Source organism: Gemmatimonadota bacterium (assembly GCA_040882465.1).
In the GTDB taxonomy this organism is placed as follows: domain Bacteria; phylum Gemmatimonadota; class Gemmatimonadetes; order Longimicrobiales; family Gaopeijiaceae; genus JBBEBG01.
Genome location: JBBEBG010000035.1, coordinates 44,731 through 60,440 on the forward strand (window position 1 = coordinate 44,731; position 15,710 = coordinate 60,440).

Annotated in this window: 16 protein-coding genes; 15 read left to right on the plus strand and 1 reads right to left on the minus strand. The window is 66.6% G+C overall.

Going from position 1 to position 15,710, the window contains the following annotated elements; all coding sequences use genetic code 11:
* Positions 1–2: 2 nt before the first annotated feature.
* Positions 3–1,094, minus strand: a complete 1,092-nt coding sequence (gene moaA, locus WEG36_12760; GenBank protein MEX1258481.1) for a GTP 3',8-cyclase MoaA — start codon at positions 1,092–1,094, stop codon at positions 3–5.
* 96 nt (positions 1,095–1,190) lie between these two features.
* Here moaA and WEG36_12765 point away from each other — a divergent pair, with 96 nt between their 5' ends.
* The 15 genes from WEG36_12765 (at position 1,191) to WEG36_12835 (ending at position 15,683) form a co-directional block, all read left to right on the plus strand.
* Positions 1,191–1,439: a MoaD/ThiS family protein gene (locus WEG36_12765; protein MEX1258482.1), complete on the plus strand. Its 249-nt coding sequence runs from the start codon at positions 1,191–1,193 to the stop codon at positions 1,437–1,439.
* A 4-nt stretch (positions 1,440–1,443) separates the two neighbouring features.
* Positions 1,444–1,926: a molybdenum cofactor biosynthesis protein MoaE gene (locus tag WEG36_12770; protein MEX1258483.1), complete on the plus strand. Its 483-nt coding sequence runs from the start codon at positions 1,444–1,446 to the stop codon at positions 1,924–1,926.
* A 138-nt stretch (positions 1,927–2,064) separates the two neighbouring features.
* Positions 2,065–2,694, plus strand: a complete 630-nt coding sequence (locus tag WEG36_12775) for a (2Fe-2S)-binding protein (GenBank protein MEX1258484.1) — start codon at positions 2,065–2,067, stop codon at positions 2,692–2,694.
* 60 nt (positions 2,695–2,754) lie between these two features.
* Positions 2,755–5,196, plus strand: a complete 2,442-nt coding sequence (locus WEG36_12780) for a molybdopterin cofactor-binding domain-containing protein (GenBank protein ID MEX1258485.1) — start codon at positions 2,755–2,757, stop codon at positions 5,194–5,196.
* A gap of 23 nt (positions 5,197–5,219) precedes the next feature.
* Positions 5,220–6,221, plus strand: coding sequence for a xanthine dehydrogenase family protein subunit M (locus WEG36_12785; GenBank protein MEX1258486.1), 1,002 nt, complete (start codon positions 5,220–5,222; stop codon positions 6,219–6,221).
* A 1-nt stretch (position 6,222) separates the two neighbouring features.
* Positions 6,223–7,119: a cytochrome b/b6 domain-containing protein gene (locus WEG36_12790; GenBank protein ID MEX1258487.1), complete on the plus strand. Its 897-nt coding sequence runs from the start codon at positions 6,223–6,225 to the stop codon at positions 7,117–7,119.
* A 6-nt stretch (positions 7,120–7,125) separates the two neighbouring features.
* Positions 7,126–7,572, plus strand: a complete 447-nt coding sequence (locus WEG36_12795) for a hypothetical protein (GenBank protein MEX1258488.1) — start codon at positions 7,126–7,128, stop codon at positions 7,570–7,572.
* 27 nt (positions 7,573–7,599) lie between these two features.
* Positions 7,600–8,499: a DMT family transporter gene (locus WEG36_12800; protein MEX1258489.1), complete on the plus strand. Its 900-nt coding sequence runs from the start codon at positions 7,600–7,602 to the stop codon at positions 8,497–8,499.
* Between the two features lie 97 nt (positions 8,500–8,596).
* Positions 8,597–10,525 carry a threonine--tRNA ligase gene (thrS, locus tag WEG36_12805; protein MEX1258490.1) on the plus strand — a complete coding sequence of 643 codons (1,929 nt, stop codon included), beginning with the start codon at positions 8,597–8,599 and terminating at the stop codon, positions 10,523–10,525.
* A gap of 143 nt (positions 10,526–10,668) precedes the next feature.
* Positions 10,669–11,301 carry a translation initiation factor IF-3 gene (gene infC / locus WEG36_12810; GenBank protein MEX1258491.1) on the plus strand — a complete coding sequence of 211 codons (633 nt, stop codon included), beginning with the start codon at positions 10,669–10,671 and terminating at the stop codon, positions 11,299–11,301.
* A gap of 37 nt (positions 11,302–11,338) precedes the next feature.
* Positions 11,339–11,536 carry a 50S ribosomal protein L35 gene (rpmI, locus tag WEG36_12815; GenBank protein ID MEX1258492.1) on the plus strand — a complete coding sequence of 66 codons (198 nt, stop codon included), beginning with the start codon at positions 11,339–11,341 and terminating at the stop codon, positions 11,534–11,536.
* 32 nt (positions 11,537–11,568) lie between these two features.
* Positions 11,569–11,931, plus strand: a complete 363-nt coding sequence (gene rplT, locus WEG36_12820) for a 50S ribosomal protein L20 (protein MEX1258493.1) — start codon at positions 11,569–11,571, stop codon at positions 11,929–11,931.
* A 35-nt stretch (positions 11,932–11,966) separates the two neighbouring features.
* On the plus strand, positions 11,967–12,983 hold the full coding sequence (gene pheS / locus WEG36_12825; protein MEX1258494.1) for a phenylalanine--tRNA ligase subunit alpha: 1,017 nt from the start codon (positions 11,967–11,969) through the stop codon (positions 12,981–12,983).
* The gene (pheT, locus tag WEG36_12830) at positions 12,980–15,418 is read left to right on the plus strand and encodes a phenylalanine--tRNA ligase subunit beta (protein ID MEX1258495.1); all 2,439 of its coding nucleotides are present in this window, start codon (positions 12,980–12,982) and stop codon (positions 15,416–15,418) included. Before pheS ends, pheT begins: the two co-directional genes overlap by 4 nt.
* Positions 15,390–15,683, plus strand: a complete 294-nt coding sequence (locus WEG36_12835; GenBank protein MEX1258496.1) for a hypothetical protein — start codon at positions 15,390–15,392, stop codon at positions 15,681–15,683. Before pheT ends, WEG36_12835 begins: the two co-directional genes overlap by 29 nt.
* Positions 15,684–15,710: the final 27 nt, after the last annotated feature.

The window sequence follows — 15,710 nt, forward strand, 5'->3', positions numbered from 1 at the left end:
GGTCAGCCGCCGATACGGGACATTTCGACCCGGGGAAGGCCGACCGTGGCGCGGCTCCGGATCTCGGAATAGCGATCGGTCCGGCGGGTCCAGATGTCGCGGATTCGATCGGCGACTTCCGTGCCGGACGCACCCGAGCGGAGGAGGTCGCGAAGGGGATGCCCCCGGCTCGCGAAAAGGCAGGTGAAAAATTCGCCGTCGGCCGTGAGGCGCGCCCGCGAGCAAGTGGCGCAGAAGGGACGAGTGACCGAGGCGATGATGCCGATCTCGCCGCCGCCGTCCAGGTAACGGTACCGCTCGGCGACTTCTCCGGCGTAGTTCGCGCCGATGGGCTCGAGGGGCCAACGCGCGTCGATCGTGTCCCGGATCTCACGCGCCGAAACCACGTCGTCGAGTTTCCATCCATTGGACGTGCCGACGTCCATGAACTCGATGAAACGCAGGATGTGGCCGGTCCCGCGAAAGTGCTCGGCCATCTTGAGAATCTGGCCTTCGTTCGTGGCCCGCTTCACCACCATGTTGACCTTGATCGGGGCGAGCCCGGCCTTCTCGGCCGCGCGAATGCCCGCGAGAACCGTCGCGACGGGGACTTCGACGTCACTCATCGCCCGGAACGCGACGTCGTCCAGCGCGTCCAGGCTCACCGTGATCCGCTGGAGGCCCGCGTCGCCGAGCGCCTTTGCCTGGCGGGCGAGGAGCGAAGCGTTCGTCGTGAGCGTGAGATCGGTGATCCCTTCGACCCCGGCCAACATGGCCACGAGCGACTCGAGCTCCCGCCGGAGCAACGGCTCTCCCCCGGTGATCCGCACCTTTTCCACTCCGAGCCCCACAAAAATGGTTACCAACCTGTGGATTTCCTCGAAGGTCAGGATCTCTTCCTTCGGAAGGAAGGCGAACCCCGGCCCGAATACCTCCCGCGGCATGCAATACACGCAGCGGAAGTTGCACCGGTCGGTGACCGAGATGCGCAGGTCGTGGAGAGGCCGGTCGAGGGTGTCCCGTGGCTGGAGAGGCCCGGTTCCGCGGTGCGGCTGGACGGATGCCCCTCGCGTGGAAGGGCTGGCGCCGGCTCGTTCCTCATTCTTCATGTTCATGCTTTCAGAAAGGTACTCGACTCATCCCGGGGCGTACACGGGAACCGGGCCCAGGTCCCCGAGGCACTCTCCGGCTCCGTTCGGGTATGGGGTGCCATGGAGGTCGAAGTCACTTTCTACGGCACGCTCGTCCAGCCGGCCGGCGGTCGGAAACAAACGGTTCGCGTCCCCGGCGATCCGCCTACGGTCGCGGACTTGCGGGCGGCCATCGCGCGTGCGCTCCCCGCGGTCGCTCCCCAACTCCATCACGCGGCGGTGGGAATGGGGCCGGAGCTTTTCCCCGATGAGGCGATTCTCCGGCCGGATGAAGAGATTTCAATCCTCCCACCCGTGAGCGGCGGATAGGCGCGTGGGGAATCGGATCCGGGCGGAACCCCTCTCCTTGGACGAGCTCCTCCGGGACACCGGAGGCACGGAGTCGGGTGCCCTCGTCGTTTTCGCCGGGACGGTCCGCGGCGCGGAGGAGGGGCGTGAAGTGGTGGCCCTCGAATACGACGTGCACCCTGCCATGGCGGAGCGGGTGCTGGCGGCGATCGAAGAAGAGATCGCAGGGCGCGACGGGATCGCCGCCTGCCGCATCGTGCACCGCGTGGGCGCCGTCCCCGCGGGAGAACCGAGCGTTTATGTGGTCGTGCGCGGGCGACATCGGCCCGAAGCGTTCGAGGCGGCGCGCGAAGGAATCGATCGCGTGAAGCGCGAGGCCCCGATCTGGAAGACGATTCTCCACCCGGACGGAAGCCGAACCGCCGGTCGGGAGTCGGTTCCGCTGGGTCTCGGGATTTTGCCTCGGACCCCTGCGCCATCCGCTGCGAGCGCGCGGAATCGAGGTTGACACTTGTGAAGGGCCCACCTTAAGATTGCGCCAGTGTAGCGGGAGTCTGCCCCAGCGGTTGCTGAAGTTCCAGCGATGACCGCACCGGGCCGCCCTGTGCGGCTGACCCGAAGGACTACAGCGGAGGAGGGTTGCTCGATGGAAATCCAGGAGATCCTCGTCGCGGACCGTGGTGTCTCGCGCCGATCGTTCATCAAGGGTGTCATCGCGGCAGGAGCGACCGTTTCCTCCGCCTCGTACCTCTTTCGGTCGCCGGGCACGGCATTCGCGCAGGCGGCGCAAGGGACGGTCGAGCGGCTGGTCACGTTGAACGTGAACGGGCAGGCGCGTCCCGTGGATGTCGCCCCCCAGGAGACACTCGGTACGACCCTCCGGTATAAGCTGGGTCTCACGGGGACGAAGTATGGGTGTGACAGGGCCGAATGTGGCGCATGTACCGTGCTCATTGACGGTGCGCCCCACTATTCGTGCTCTCTCCTCACGCATCAGGTTCGCGGTCGGCAGGTCACGACCATTGAAGGTCTCGCGGCGCCGAACGGCACCCTTTCCGTGGTCCAGCAGGCGGTGCTCGAGGAAGCCGGCTTCCAGTGCGCTTTCTGCTCCTCGGGCTTCATCATGGCGATGACCGGCATGCTCAACCGGAATCCGAATCCGACGCGCGAAGAGGCTCGCCGACACCTTTCGGGCAACCTCTGCCGGTGTGGCGACTACGATAAGATCCTCGCGAGCGCGATGCGCGCCATCGAGCTCTCGCGGGCGACCGCCTGAGCGTAGAACCTCGCGGACGTACTTCTTGCCGGGGCGAACCCCCGAGGGAGGCATAGGACGATGGCCGACTACAGGTTGATCGGGACTAGCCAGGCGCCGAAGGACCTGGTCGCGAAGATCACCGGAAGAGCCAGATACGCCGAGGACTACCGGGTGGACGGGATGGTCTTCGCGAAGCTCCTCTTGAGTCCCGTGCCGAATGGCCGGGTGACACGCCTGGACGTGAGCCGCGCCCTCGAGGTCCCTGGGGTGCTCGGCGTGTTGACTCCGGACGACCTCGAACCACAGGAAGGAACGGGCGAACCCCTCCTGGCCAGCGAGCCCAAGTACCAGGGTCAGCCGCTCGCCGCCGTGGCCGCGGTGGACGAGACAGCAGCGGCGGAAGGGGTTGCCGCCATCGTGCTCGAGATCGAGCGGAAGCCCTTCGTGCTCGATCCGATCGAATCCCTCCGCCCGGGTGGTCCCAACTCATGGGAGATCCCGAACGAGGAGGACCCCGAGGGTCCGTTGCTGTCCGTGAACAGCTTCGAGGGCTTCGGAATGGCTGAGATCAAGTGGTCCGAAGCCGACATCGCGGCGCTCGAGGGCGATACCTTCCCGGAGGGGGAGTTCCCCGGCGCCACCGGCTTCGAGAAGGGCGACCTCGCGGATGCCTTTGCCCGGTCCGCGGTGATCGTCGAGCAACCGATCGTTTACGCCTCGCACTCGCACCACCCGATGGAGCCCAGAAGCTCCATGGCTTACTGGCAGGGCGGGAAGTGCTTCGTGCATTGCTCCACGCAGAGCACCGCGCGGACCGCTCGGAGCTACGCGGGCCGGCTCGGGCTCGAAGAGGCCGATCTCGTCCTCATCAGTCCCTTCGTCGGCGGTGGGTTCGGGAGCAAGATCGGGGGAAGCGTCACCGACCTGATTCCCGCGCACCTCTCCCGGAAGATCAATCGCCCGGTCATGCTCCGCGTGTCCCGCGACGAGGAGACCTACTTCGGGCGGGCCCGTCCCGGACTCCAGGGGTGGGTGAAGATGGGATTCCGCGCGGACGGAAGGGTCCTCGCGGTGGACCTCCTCGTGATCCAGGAGAATGGTCCGTACGGGCGCCAGGGGGACATGGGGCAGGCCGGAAACGTCACCTCCCTGATTCTCCAGCCCGAGGCCATGCGCCATCGGGCGATCGCGGTCCTGACGAACACGCCGCCAAAGTCAGCCCAGCGTGGCCCCGGTGGCGCGCAGGTTGTTCCCATGATCACGACGGTCCTGGAGATGGGCGCGAAGCAGCTCGGCGTGGACCGGGTGGACATGATGCTCCTGAACGCGCCCGAGAACCGGGCTGCCTTCGGGGGCGGAAACGCCCGCGTCTCGACGGCCTTCGTCCGCGAAGCGATCCAGATGGGCCGCGAGCAATTCAATTGGGATCAGAAGCGGAACCTCAGCGGCCAGGTGAACGGGAGCAAGGTGACGGGGGTCGGTCTCTCCCTGAGCTCCTACGTCGCGGGAAGCTCAGGAATGGACGGGCTCGTCGTGATCCGCCCGGATGGAAGCGTGACGATCCACTCCGGAATCGGAAATCTCGGCACCCACTCGGTTTTCGACACCGGGATGGCGGCGGCAGAGGTACTCGGAGTGAATTGGGACGAAGTGCAGTACGTCTGGGGTGACTCGAGCCAGGGGCTCCCCTGGAGTTCTTCGCAGTCGGGCAGCCAGACGACGCACGCCCATACCCGCGCGAACTGGGCCGCGGGCCACGACGCCCTCCGGAAGCTCCAGGAGATCGCGGCGCGCGATCTCGGCGGGAATCCGGGCGACTACACGGTGGATGGCCGCCGTGTCTTCCGCGCCAGCAGCCCGTCGGTCGGGATGACTTTCGCGCAGGCGGCGCAACGCGCCATCGCGCTCGGGGGGCGGTACGACGGCCACGAGCTCCCCGAGGACATCAACTCGATGACGGTCGCCACGGTCCAGACCCACCTGGTCGGGCAGGGGCTGATCGGCGTTGCGCGGGACACCTATGGCGGTCAGGGATCCGTCTGGTCCAGCACCGTCTCCTTCGCTGTCGTGGAGGTGGACCGGGAGACGGGAGTCATCGAGGTGAAGGAAATGCTCACCGTCGGCGATGTCGGAACGATCCTCAATCCGCGAAGCCTCAACGCTCAGATCAACGGCGGGGTGCTCCAGGGGATGAGCGCCGCCCGATTCGAGCACTGGGCATTCGATCCGCGGTGGGGCGTCAACCAGAACAAGGGCTTCCATTCGGTGAAGCCCTTTTCGATCCTCGACGTTCCGGAGCAGATGACGGCGATGGCGGTCAACATCGCGGACGACCAGACTCCCGTGGGTTCGCGAGGCGTCGGGGAGCCGCCCGTAGGGGGAGGCGCCGGCGCGATCGTCTCGGCTGTCTACGACGCCATCGGCGTACCGATCTACCGCACGCCGCTCACGCCGGACAAGATTTTGAATGCCATCGAAGGTGGTGCCACGGGTTATACCACCCTCCAGACCCACGTCTGACCAGGGAGTAGAGGAGAGCGACCATGGGCGAGATTCGGGACATGATGGGAACGTTCGAGCTCTATCAGCCGATGGAGCTCGATGGGGCCCTCGACCTCCTGCGGCGCCATGGATCCGATGCTTGGGTCCTGGGGGGGGGATTGGACACCTTCGGTTGGCTCAAGGACCGCGCGAAGTCCACCCCTGTCGTGGTGGACTTGGGAGGGATCGCCGAGCTGCGCGGGATCCAGGTCAATGAAGACGGAGTCCGGATCGGGGGACTGACGAGTGTCTGGGACGTCGCCACGCACCCGGACATCGCGACCCGCTTTCCGGTACTGGCTCGGTCCGCCGAGTCGGTCGCGACGCCACAGATCCGCACGCAGGGAACGATCGGCGGGAACGTGGCGCAGGATACCCGGTGCTGGTACTACCGGAGCGGTTGGCCCTGCTATCGCGCCGGCGGCAATACCTGTTACGCCAACGCGCCGGGCGCCCTCAATCGCGAGCACGCGCTCTTCGAGTCGAGCCGTTGCGTCGCCGTCACTCCGTCCGACGTCGCCACGGCCCTGGTCGCTCTCGACGCTGAGATGGAGATCCGGACTGTGGGCGGAACGAAGTCGGTGCGGGCGCGCGATTTCTTCATCGGCCCCGCCATTGATATCCGCCGGATGACCGCGCTCGGATCCGACGAGATCCTCACGGCGATCACGATCCCGAACACCTGGGCGAGCAAGCCCGCCTATTACGAGAAAGTCCAGGACCGGAAGTCCTGGGACTTCGCCCTCGCAAACGTGGCCTCGGTCCTCGACGTGCAGGGAGGAGTGATCCAGGATGCCAGGATCGTGGTCGGCGGTGTCGCCGCACGGCCTCTTCGCATGGAACGGGTGGAGAGCGCCATTCGTGGACGGGCGATCAACGAAGCGACGCTCGAGGAGGCGGGACGGCTCGCGGTTCAGGGTGCGCGTCCTCTCCAGTACAATGCGTACAAGATCGCCCTCACGCGGAATCTCGTGAAGCGGGCGATTCGGGAGGCCAGCGCCTAGTATGGAATGGGTTCGGGTCGCGCTAAACCCATGGGGTGAAGAGGTCGTTCTCGGGCTCGCATGGAACGTGGCCTGGTTGGTTGCGGTGGTAACCGCGGTCGGCCTCGTGGGGCACGCCCTCCTCGCGAACAAAAGAGAAGATCGCGTCACCAAGGCCCCCGTTGACCCGGCGGTCGCCGCGGCCGTCCCCGCACATGTCACACGGCACAACAAGAGCGCCCGGATTTCCCACTGGTTGCTCGCCGCCTCGACCCTGACGCTGCTCGTGACGGCCTTCGTCCCGATGCTGGGTCTCCAGTTTCCCTGGCTGACGATCCATTGGGTCGCGGGACTGGTGCTCGGAGTGTACATCGTCTACCACATCCTGGACACCACGGTTCGTCTCAGCTGGGGCAAGATGTGGATCGGCTTCCGCGACATCGGGGAGTCGTTCAGCCGGGTCCGGGATTTCTTCGCCCGTGCCGACAACGCGGAGACGCATCCCGGCAAATGGGCGCTCGAGAACAAGCTCTTTCACCACGTCACCGCGCTCGCCGGGTTCGCCGTCGTCATCACCGGCGTTCTGATGATGGCCCGGCTTGATACCTGGTTCTGGTCGGCGAACCCGTACGTCCTGGAGATCAGCGACGCGGATTGGGGAACCGTCTTCCTGATCCATGGGGTGGCGGCGGTCGCGTTCGTGGGGCTGATCATGCTCCACCTTTACCTCGCCTTCCGGCCGGAAAATCTCTGGATTACGCGCTCGATGATCAAAGGCTGGATCACGCGCGACGAGTATCTGGAACACCACCATCCCGACCGCTGGAAGCTCTCGAAGAATGGTGATCGGCAGCAGCCTCGGCGGGAGGAAGCCGTAACGGCGGGGTCCTCGACCTCGTCGTCCGCTTCGCGGGACTGAGGGCCGATGGCCAAGGCGGCTCGCGAGGAGCTTCGCGAGCGGATTGACGCCATCGAGGGTGCCTACGAGTACTTCCTCGCTTATGCCGCTCAAGGGATTCGGGAAGAGAGCGAGGGTGCCCGGGTAATCGGCCAGTTCCGGAGACACGTTGACGGAATGGCGGAAGGGATTTCGGGGATCGGGGGATGTCTCCGGAGGCTTCTGGCCGAAGAGGAGATCCACGCCGCGGACCGCTTCGAGGCCTTCGCCGAGGTCGTCACCGCGGATGCCGCCCGTGCCGGGAGCGCGATCGAACTCGTCCGGGCCCAGCGCTTCGCAACCTCCCAGCTGGTGGACAATCTCAACGCTTCCACCCACCTCCGGGCTCTCCTCACGGACCTCTTCCTCGTGGACGAGCTGCTCGGCTTGGGCGTGGACCTTTCTCCCGCCGCGCGCGCACCCGAGCCCGCGTAGCCGACCCATTTTTCCGGACAGCCGATCATGACCTGGGCCTTCCTGGCGGGGGGGGCGGCGATCTTTTATGCCCTGCACGGAGCCTGGTCGGCGCGGGTCGCGCGGGCGGCCGGGCCCCTTTTATCCGGATGGGCGCTCTTCACCTTCGCGCTCCCTTTTCTCTTTGCCTACCTCGCGGCAACGGGACTGTCCGCAGTCGGAATCGGGTATTGGCCCGTGTGGATCATCAATTCGCTCATCAATCTCGGCGCCTCGTATCTCTTCATGTCCGCGCTGAGGATCGGAGACCTGGGACTCACCTATCCGCTCCTCGCGCTCACCCCGGTCTTCGTGATTCCCATCGAGTGGGGCCTGCTGGGAGAGCTCCCGGGGCCCTGGGGTGGGGTCGGGATCGCGCTGGTGGTCCTCGGGGTCTACCTCCTCAATTTTCGGGAGCGGAGGGGCGGGCTCCTCGCCCCATTTCGAGCGCTCGCGAGTGACCCGGGGGCCGTGCGAATGCTCGTCGTCGCCGTGCTCTGGTCCGTGAGCGGGACCCTCGATCGGGTCGCGGTGCTCGAATCCTCTCCCGCCTTTTACGGCTTCACCCTGTCGGCCGCCCTCTCGATCCTGTACCTCCCTCTGGTGCTCCGCGCCGGACGGCGGAGCCGCACCGAACCGGGACTGCCGGCGGGGGTTCTGGGACGGATATCGGGAGCGGGCGTATGGGTCCTGGTCCTCCACGGCTTGCTCTTTGCGGCCATGTTGACCCTTCAGATGACCAGCCTCTCGATGGCGCTCGCCTCCTATGTCCTCAGCATCAAGCGTTCGGGGGCGATCTTCGCTGTCCTCCTCGGGTACCTGGCCTTTCGTGAAGGCACCCTCGGGCCTCGGCTGGTCGGGGCCGCTGTGGTCGTCTCCGGTGCCTGCGTCCTCGTGATCTGGGGCTGACCGTCCGGTTGACCCCTCTTCGGGACCGGACTAGTGTTCTGCGCCACTACACTGGCTTCTCACCCGCCCAATGACCGGCTTCCTGGCATCCGCTTCGATGGCATCCGACTCGCCGCTTCGTATCACCCTCCCCGACGGGAAGGTGTTGGAGCTTCCACGGGGTTCGTCCGGAGCCGACGTCGCCGCCGCCATCGGTCCGGGGCTCGCCAAGGCGGCCCTCGCGGCGGAGGTGGACGGGCAGCTCGTGGACCTCTCCCGACCCATCGAGGGGGACGCGCGGGTGCGCCTGATCACGGAGCGGGACCCCGAGGCCACGCCGCTCCTTCGTCACTCCGCCGCGCACGTCCTGGCCACGGCGGTCCGGACCCTCCGGCCGGGTGCCGAGATCGGATTCGGGCCGGCGATCGAGGACGGATTTTATTACGACTTCGGGGTCGAGGAGCCCTTCACTCCGGAGGACCTCGAAGCCTTCGAGGCCGCGATGCGGAAGGTCATCGAGGCGGACTTCCCCTTCGAGCGGCGCCGGGTCTCCAAGGCGGAAGCGCGGCAACTCTTCCAGGATGACCCTCTCAAGCTGGAGCGCCTCGAGGAGCTCGGCGACGACGAGATCATTACCGTTTACACGGATGGTCCCTTCCTCGACCTCTGCCGCGGGCCTCACGTCCCTTCGACCGGGAGGCTCGCGCACTTTCGCCTCCTCTCCGCGGCCGGGGCCTATTGGCGGGGAGATGAGCGCCGACAGATGCTCCAGCGCATCTACGGCACCGCCTTCTTCAAGGAAAAAGAGCTCGGGGAGCACCTCGAGCGCCTGGAAGAGGCGAAGCGCCGCGACCACCGGGTCCTCGGCCGCGAGCTGGATCTATTCACGGTGGATCGGCGTGTCGGGCCGGGGCTCATTCTCTGGCAGCCCCACGGCGCGATCGTACGGAGCGAGATCGAGAACTTCGAGCGGGAGTTGATCCTCCGGCATGGTTACGACCTCGTCTACACTCCGCACCTGATGAGCGAAAAGCTCTTCGAGATCTCCGGGCACCTGGAGAACTTCAAGGAAAGCATGTTCGCGGCGGTGGAAGTGGAAGGGGGCCGTTACCGGCCCAAGCCGATGAACTGTCCGGGGCACATCTGCATTTACGAATCCGGCCAGCGCTCCTACCGCGACCTCCCGATTCGGTACGCCGAATTCGGAACCGTGTACCGTTATGAGCGGAGCGGCGTCCTTCACGGGATGCTCAGGGTGCGAGGGTTCACTCAGGACGATGCGCACGTCTTCTGCACGGAAGAACAGGTTCCGTCGGAGGTGGAGGCGCTCCTCGACCTGGTGGACGAGATGCTCCGGACCTTCGGGTATCCGTACACGATCGAACTGGCCACCCGCCCCGAGAAGGCGATCGGCTCGGAGGCACAGTGGGCCAGGGCCGAGGCCGTCCTCCGGGCGGTTTTGGAGAAGAGGGGGATCGACTACGCCGTGGACGAGGGGGGCGGCGCATTTTATGGCCCCAAGCTTGACTTCAAGCTCATCGATGCGATCGGGAGAAATTGGCAGGGCCCGACCGTCCAGCTCGATTTCAATCTTCCCGAACGTTTCGGCCTCGAGTACGTGGGGGACGACAACGAGCGGCATCGCCCCGCGATGTTGCACCGCGTCCTGGTGGGGTCCATGGAGCGCTTCGTGGGTGGGCTCATCGAACACTACGCGGGCGCGTTTCCCCTCTGGCTCGCGCCCGAGCAGGTCCGAATTCTTCCGATCTCCGAGGACTCGCGGGAGGACGCGGCGGCCTTCACCGCCGAGCTGAAGGACCAGCGGATACGGGCCACCCTGGTCGAGCGGGAGACCCTCGGTTATCGGATCCGGGAGGCCGAGATGAGGAAGGTCCCGTACATGGGTGTCATCGGCGAGCGGGAAGCCGCCGAGGGGACGGTTGCCGTGCGGAAGCGAGGCGCGGGGAAGAAGCAGGAGATCATGCCCCGAGGGGTCTTCCGCGATCGGCTCCTGGAAGACATCCGCCGCCGGGCTCTCGACTTCTGACCCTCACCCCCACGCTTGACGCCCCCCTCCTCGGCGGTATCTTTCCTTCAGGAAAAACGCGGAAGTGAGGGGGGAGAGCCCCTTCCACCTTTCGGCACTCCCTCCGCACCGGGGAGGTTGGCCGCCGGGTCCGAATTGCCTTGGTGCGGGCTCAGTTGGCCTACCCGCCCTACGGCTTGATCGGCCCGGACAACGCCGGGCCGCTTTTTTTTGTGGTTGGTCCGAACGCATCCGTTCCCATCGGAGGTACGACCATCAAGGAACAAAAGGTTCGCGTAAACGAGCAGATCCGAATCAGCCCCATCCGCCTCATTGACGCCGACGGGGGCCAGGTCGGGATCATTTCTCTCGACGACGCCCGGACCAGGGCGGCAGAAACTGGCCTGGATCTCGTTGAAGTCGCGCCGGACGCGCGGCCGCCGGTTTGCCGTTTGATGGACTATGGGAAGTTCAAGTACGAGGAAGCTCGGCGGGCCCGGGAGGCACGGAAGAAGCAACACACGATTCAGGTGAAGGAAGTGAAATACCGCCCGGGGATCGAAGAGCACGACTACGAGTTCAAGACCCGGCACGTCCGGCGATTTCTCGAGGAAGGGGACAAGGTGAAGGTCACCATGATGTTCCGGGGCCGCCAACTTTCCCATCCGGAGTTCGGACTCGAAGTCCTCGAACGTGTCCTCGTGGACGTGGAGGACGTGGGAAAAATCGAAAGTCAGCCGACGCGCGAGGGCCGCACGATGACGATGGTGCTCGCGCCCGTCAACACGAAAGCATAGCAGGGCGCCCGGGAGCCGGGCCCGCCAGGAGACGAAGATGCCGAAGATGAAGTCGAACCGCGCTGCCGCGAAGCGGTTCAAGCGCACCGGGACCGGCAAGATTCGCCGCCGGAAGGCTTACAAGAGCCACATCCTCACGAAGAAGTCCCCCAAGAGGAAGCGGCATTTGCGAAAGGCCACCCTCGTATCGGCGGCCGATGAGAAGCGCGTCAAGCGGATGCTTCCGGGCATCTAACGCGCCCACAATCTCAACGAGGGAGTCAAGCCATGCCACGGTCTACGGGCGCCCCGGCGCGCAAGGATAGAAAGCGGAAGATCCTGAAGGAAGCGAAGGGCTACTTCGGGGGAAGGAAAAAGCTCTACCGGACCGCCAAGGATGCGGTGGAGAAGGGGTGGGAACACGCCTATCGCGACCGGAAAAAGAAGAAACGCAACTTTCGGCGCCTCTGGATTACCCGGATCAACGCGGCGGCACGCCAGCACGATCTCTCGTATTCCCGCCTCATGAACGGGCTTCGCGAGTCCGGCGTGGAGCTCGACCGAAGGGCATTGGCGGAGCTCGCCATCAAGGATCCGGTCGCCTTCGGCGTCCTCGCAGGCCAGGCCAAGGAGAAGCTCGGCCTCGGCTGATCCCCCCCCGGAGCCCCATGTCCAACGAAGGAGAGCTGGTCGAGGCGCTCAAGCGGCTGGAGGCCGAGGCCGTAGAGGGTGTGCGCCTTGCGTCCGACGCCCGCGCGCTCGAGGCGGTCCGGGTCGCCTTCCTGGGGCGGAAGGACGGCCGGATTTCCGGCATCCTCCGGCACCTCGGGGAGCTTCCAGAGGCCGAACGTCCACGCGTCGGCGCCGAGGCGAATCGGGTTAAGGAGCGGCTCCAGGGTGCGCTCGACGACCGCGAAGCCGAGCTCGCGGGCGCGGGCGAGGCGGAGGCTCCCGCCGAGGACCTGACACTCCCGGGGCGCCCGGAATGGACGGGTGCGCGGCATCCGGTGACTCGGGTCATCGATGAGCTCGTAGGGATTTTCCGCGGGCTCGGTTTCACCCTCGCGCGGGGCCCTGAGGCCGAGACGGAGTGGTACAACTTCGAGGCGCTGAACACCCCCCTCGACCACCCAGCCGCTGACGAGCAGGACACCCTCTACCTCAAGAGTGGCCACCTCCTGCGAAGCCACACCTCCCCCGTACAGATCCGGATCATGGAGCGGCATCCTCCGCCGATTCGAATCCTCGCACCGGGAATGGTCTACCGCCGCGATTCGTACGACGCGACCCACACCCCCGCCTTCATGCAGCTCGAGGGGCTCGCCGTGGACGAAGGGATCACCTTCGTGGATCTCAAGGCGACGCTCGCCGAATTCGCGCGCCGGTATTGGGGTCCGGGGACACGGGTCCGCTTCCGCCCTTCCTTCTTTCCCTTCACGGAACCCTCGGCCGAAGTGGATGTGAAACGCGTCTTCCGAGACGAGGAGGGCGTCGAGCGCGAGTCGGACTGGATCGAGATCATGGGGGCGGGAATGGTGGATCCCGCCGTCCTCGAGGGTTGTGGCCTCGATCCCGAACGCTACACCGGGTTCGCCTTCGGAATGGGGCCTGGCCGGATCGGGCTTCTCCGATACGGGGTTCCGGATCTGCGCCTCTTTTTCGAAAACGACATGCGCTTTCTCCGCCAGTTCGCGGACGCATGAAGGTCTCTCTCCGCTGGTTGCGGGAGCTCGCTCCCGGGCTCGACGGGCACCCCGAGGAGCTCGCGGAGCGCCTCGCCGCGCTCGGCGCGCCTGTCGAGACGGTCGAGCCGCTCGCCCAAGGACTCTCGCAAATCGTGGTCGCGAAGGTGAAGGAGGTCCGTCCGCACCCGAACGCCGATCGCCTCCGGGTGTGTGACGTGGACGCCGGAGGGGCGACACTTCAGGTCGTCTGCGGTGCCGACAACGTGGCGGCAGGCGGGGTCTATCCGTTCGCGCCGGTGGGCGCGACGCTTCCCGGTGGCATGACGATCGGAAAGGCCAAACTCCGGGGCGAAGTCTCCGAGGGGATGCTCTGCTCGGAGCGCGAGTTGGGCCTTGGGCACGGATCTCAGGGGCTGATGGTGCTGAACGAGTCCCTCCGTCCCGGCACGACCCTCGTAGACGCGCTTTCCCTCGACGACGTGCGGATGGACGTCGAGGTCACGTCGAACCGGCCGGACCTCCTCTCGCACGAGGGGATCGCCCGGGAGCTGGCTCACGGCGGCCACGCGGCCCTCGTCCTTCCGGCATTTCCCGACGAGGAGTCCGCGGCGATCGCCCACGTCGAAGGGTTGGAGCTCCGCACGGCCGCGAACGAAGTGTCCGCCGGCGAGGTCTCCGTCCGGATCGAGGCGCCGGAGCTCTGCCCTCGTTATCTGGGCCTCGTCGTTCGGGGGGTGCGGGTGGCCCCGTCACCCCTCTGGCTCCAGAACCGCCTCCGGGCCGCGGGCGCCCGCCCGATCAACAACGTCGTGGACGCGACGAACTACGTCCTCCTCGAGCTCGGGCAGCCCCTCCATGCGTTCGATCTGGACCGCCTGGAGAAGCGCACCATCGTCGTGCGGGCGGTGGGGCCGGGGGAACGGCTCCGGACGCTGGACGGAGTGGATCGAAAGCTCTCCAAGGGGATGCTCGCGATCTGCGACGCGGTGCGCCCAGCCGCGGTCGCGGGCGTCATGGGAGGGGCCGACTCGGAGGTCGGTTCCCGGACGAACGACCTCATTCTCGAGTGCGCCCACTTCACGCCCGGGCCGATCCGCGCCACCCGGAAAGCGCTCGCACTCAGCACGGACGCTTCCTACCGCTTCGAACGGGGGGTGGATCCCGAGGGGATGGTTCGGGCGATGCACCGCGCGGCCCGGCTGATTCTCGCGACCGCGGGGGGCAAGATCAACGGACCGATCCTGGACTGCGCCGCGCGTCCCTTCGCACGTTCGACGGTGAGCCTTCGCGCCGCGCGGGTCGAGCGGGTCTTGGGGTTGGCTTTCTCCGAGACGGAAATCCGCACGCTGCTCGAACCGCTGGGCTTCGAGGTGGCCGGTGGCGGTGGGGCGCTGGCCGTCCAGGTTCCGGGTTTTCGAAGCTTCGACGTGACACGGGAGGTGGATCTCATCGAAGAGATCGCGCGCCGGAAGGGATTCGACGCCTTTCCCGACGCGCTCGGACCGTTCCGGCCGAGCACCGTCCCGGATCATCCCCTCTTCGACCTCGAGGAGCGGCTCCGCCGGCTCCTCGAGGGTGCGGGACTCTGCGAGGCGCAGACCCCCGCCTTCGCTCCGGCCTCGGAAGGGGAAGTGGAGCTCCTCAATCCGATTTCGGCGGAGGAGGGCTCTCTTCGGACCGGCCTCCTCCCTGGCCTGGTTCGGCGACTCGAGCACAACCTGGCGCGCGGGGTCCGTGACGTGCGGCTCTTCGAGATCGGCACCGTTTTCCACCGCGGCGCGCCCGGTGAGCTCCCCCGCGAGGAGACCCGGCTCGCGGCGATTCTCCACGGATCCCGACGGCCGGCGCACTGGAGCGGGGCGGCGGACCCCCTGGACCTCTGGGACCTCAAAGGGCTTCTCGAGCGGGTGGTCCAGGTTGCTTGCGGGGTGGGGTCACGGTTGAGTCCGGCCGACAAGTCCGCCGCCCTGGCGGCCGGCCTCCTCTCGGAATCGGCCTTTGCCGCGACCGGCGATGGAGGTCACCTCCTGGGCGTCGGCGGACGGCTGATGCCCGGCCGGGGAGACCTCCCCCCCTGGGCCTCGGAGGTCTGGGCGCTCGAGGTTCCTCTCGCGGCCAACCCTGCGCCCGCGCCGGTTCCCGCTTACGTTCCACTCCCGATCCATCCCGGCGCCGAGCGCGACCTCGCGCTCCTTGTTCCGGGCGAGGTCGCTGTGGAGAGGGTCCTCTCCCTCGTCCGGGCTCGGGGCGGGGAGGTGCTGGAAGAGGTTGGGGTTTTTGATCTCTACCGGGACGAAACCATGGCGGAGGGCGCGCGCTCCGTGGCGATCCGGCTCAACTTCCGGGCCCGCGACCGCACGTTGACCGACGGAGAGGTGGAGGGCACGGTGAGGCGAATCGTCCACGATCTCGCAGAGGAGCTCCATGTCGGTGTCCGGGGATCCCAAGGCTGACTTCCAGGAGCGCGAGGCCCTCGCGCGCCTGGACAAAGCCGTCGGCAAGCTTCTCGACGAACGGATCGCCCTCCTCGGGCGGGTCGGGGAGCTGGAAGCGCTCCTCGACCGAATGCGGAAGGGAAAGGCCGACCCCGTCGAGTTACAGAACCGGCTCTCCCGGATGGAATCCGAAAATCGCGAGCTCGAGGGGAGGATCGAAGAAGGAAGGGACGGGATAGACCGACTCCTCTCCCGGCTTCGCTTCCTCGAAAGCCAGCGCTGAGCGGGCAGGTGGCCGGAGCGGTCGGCT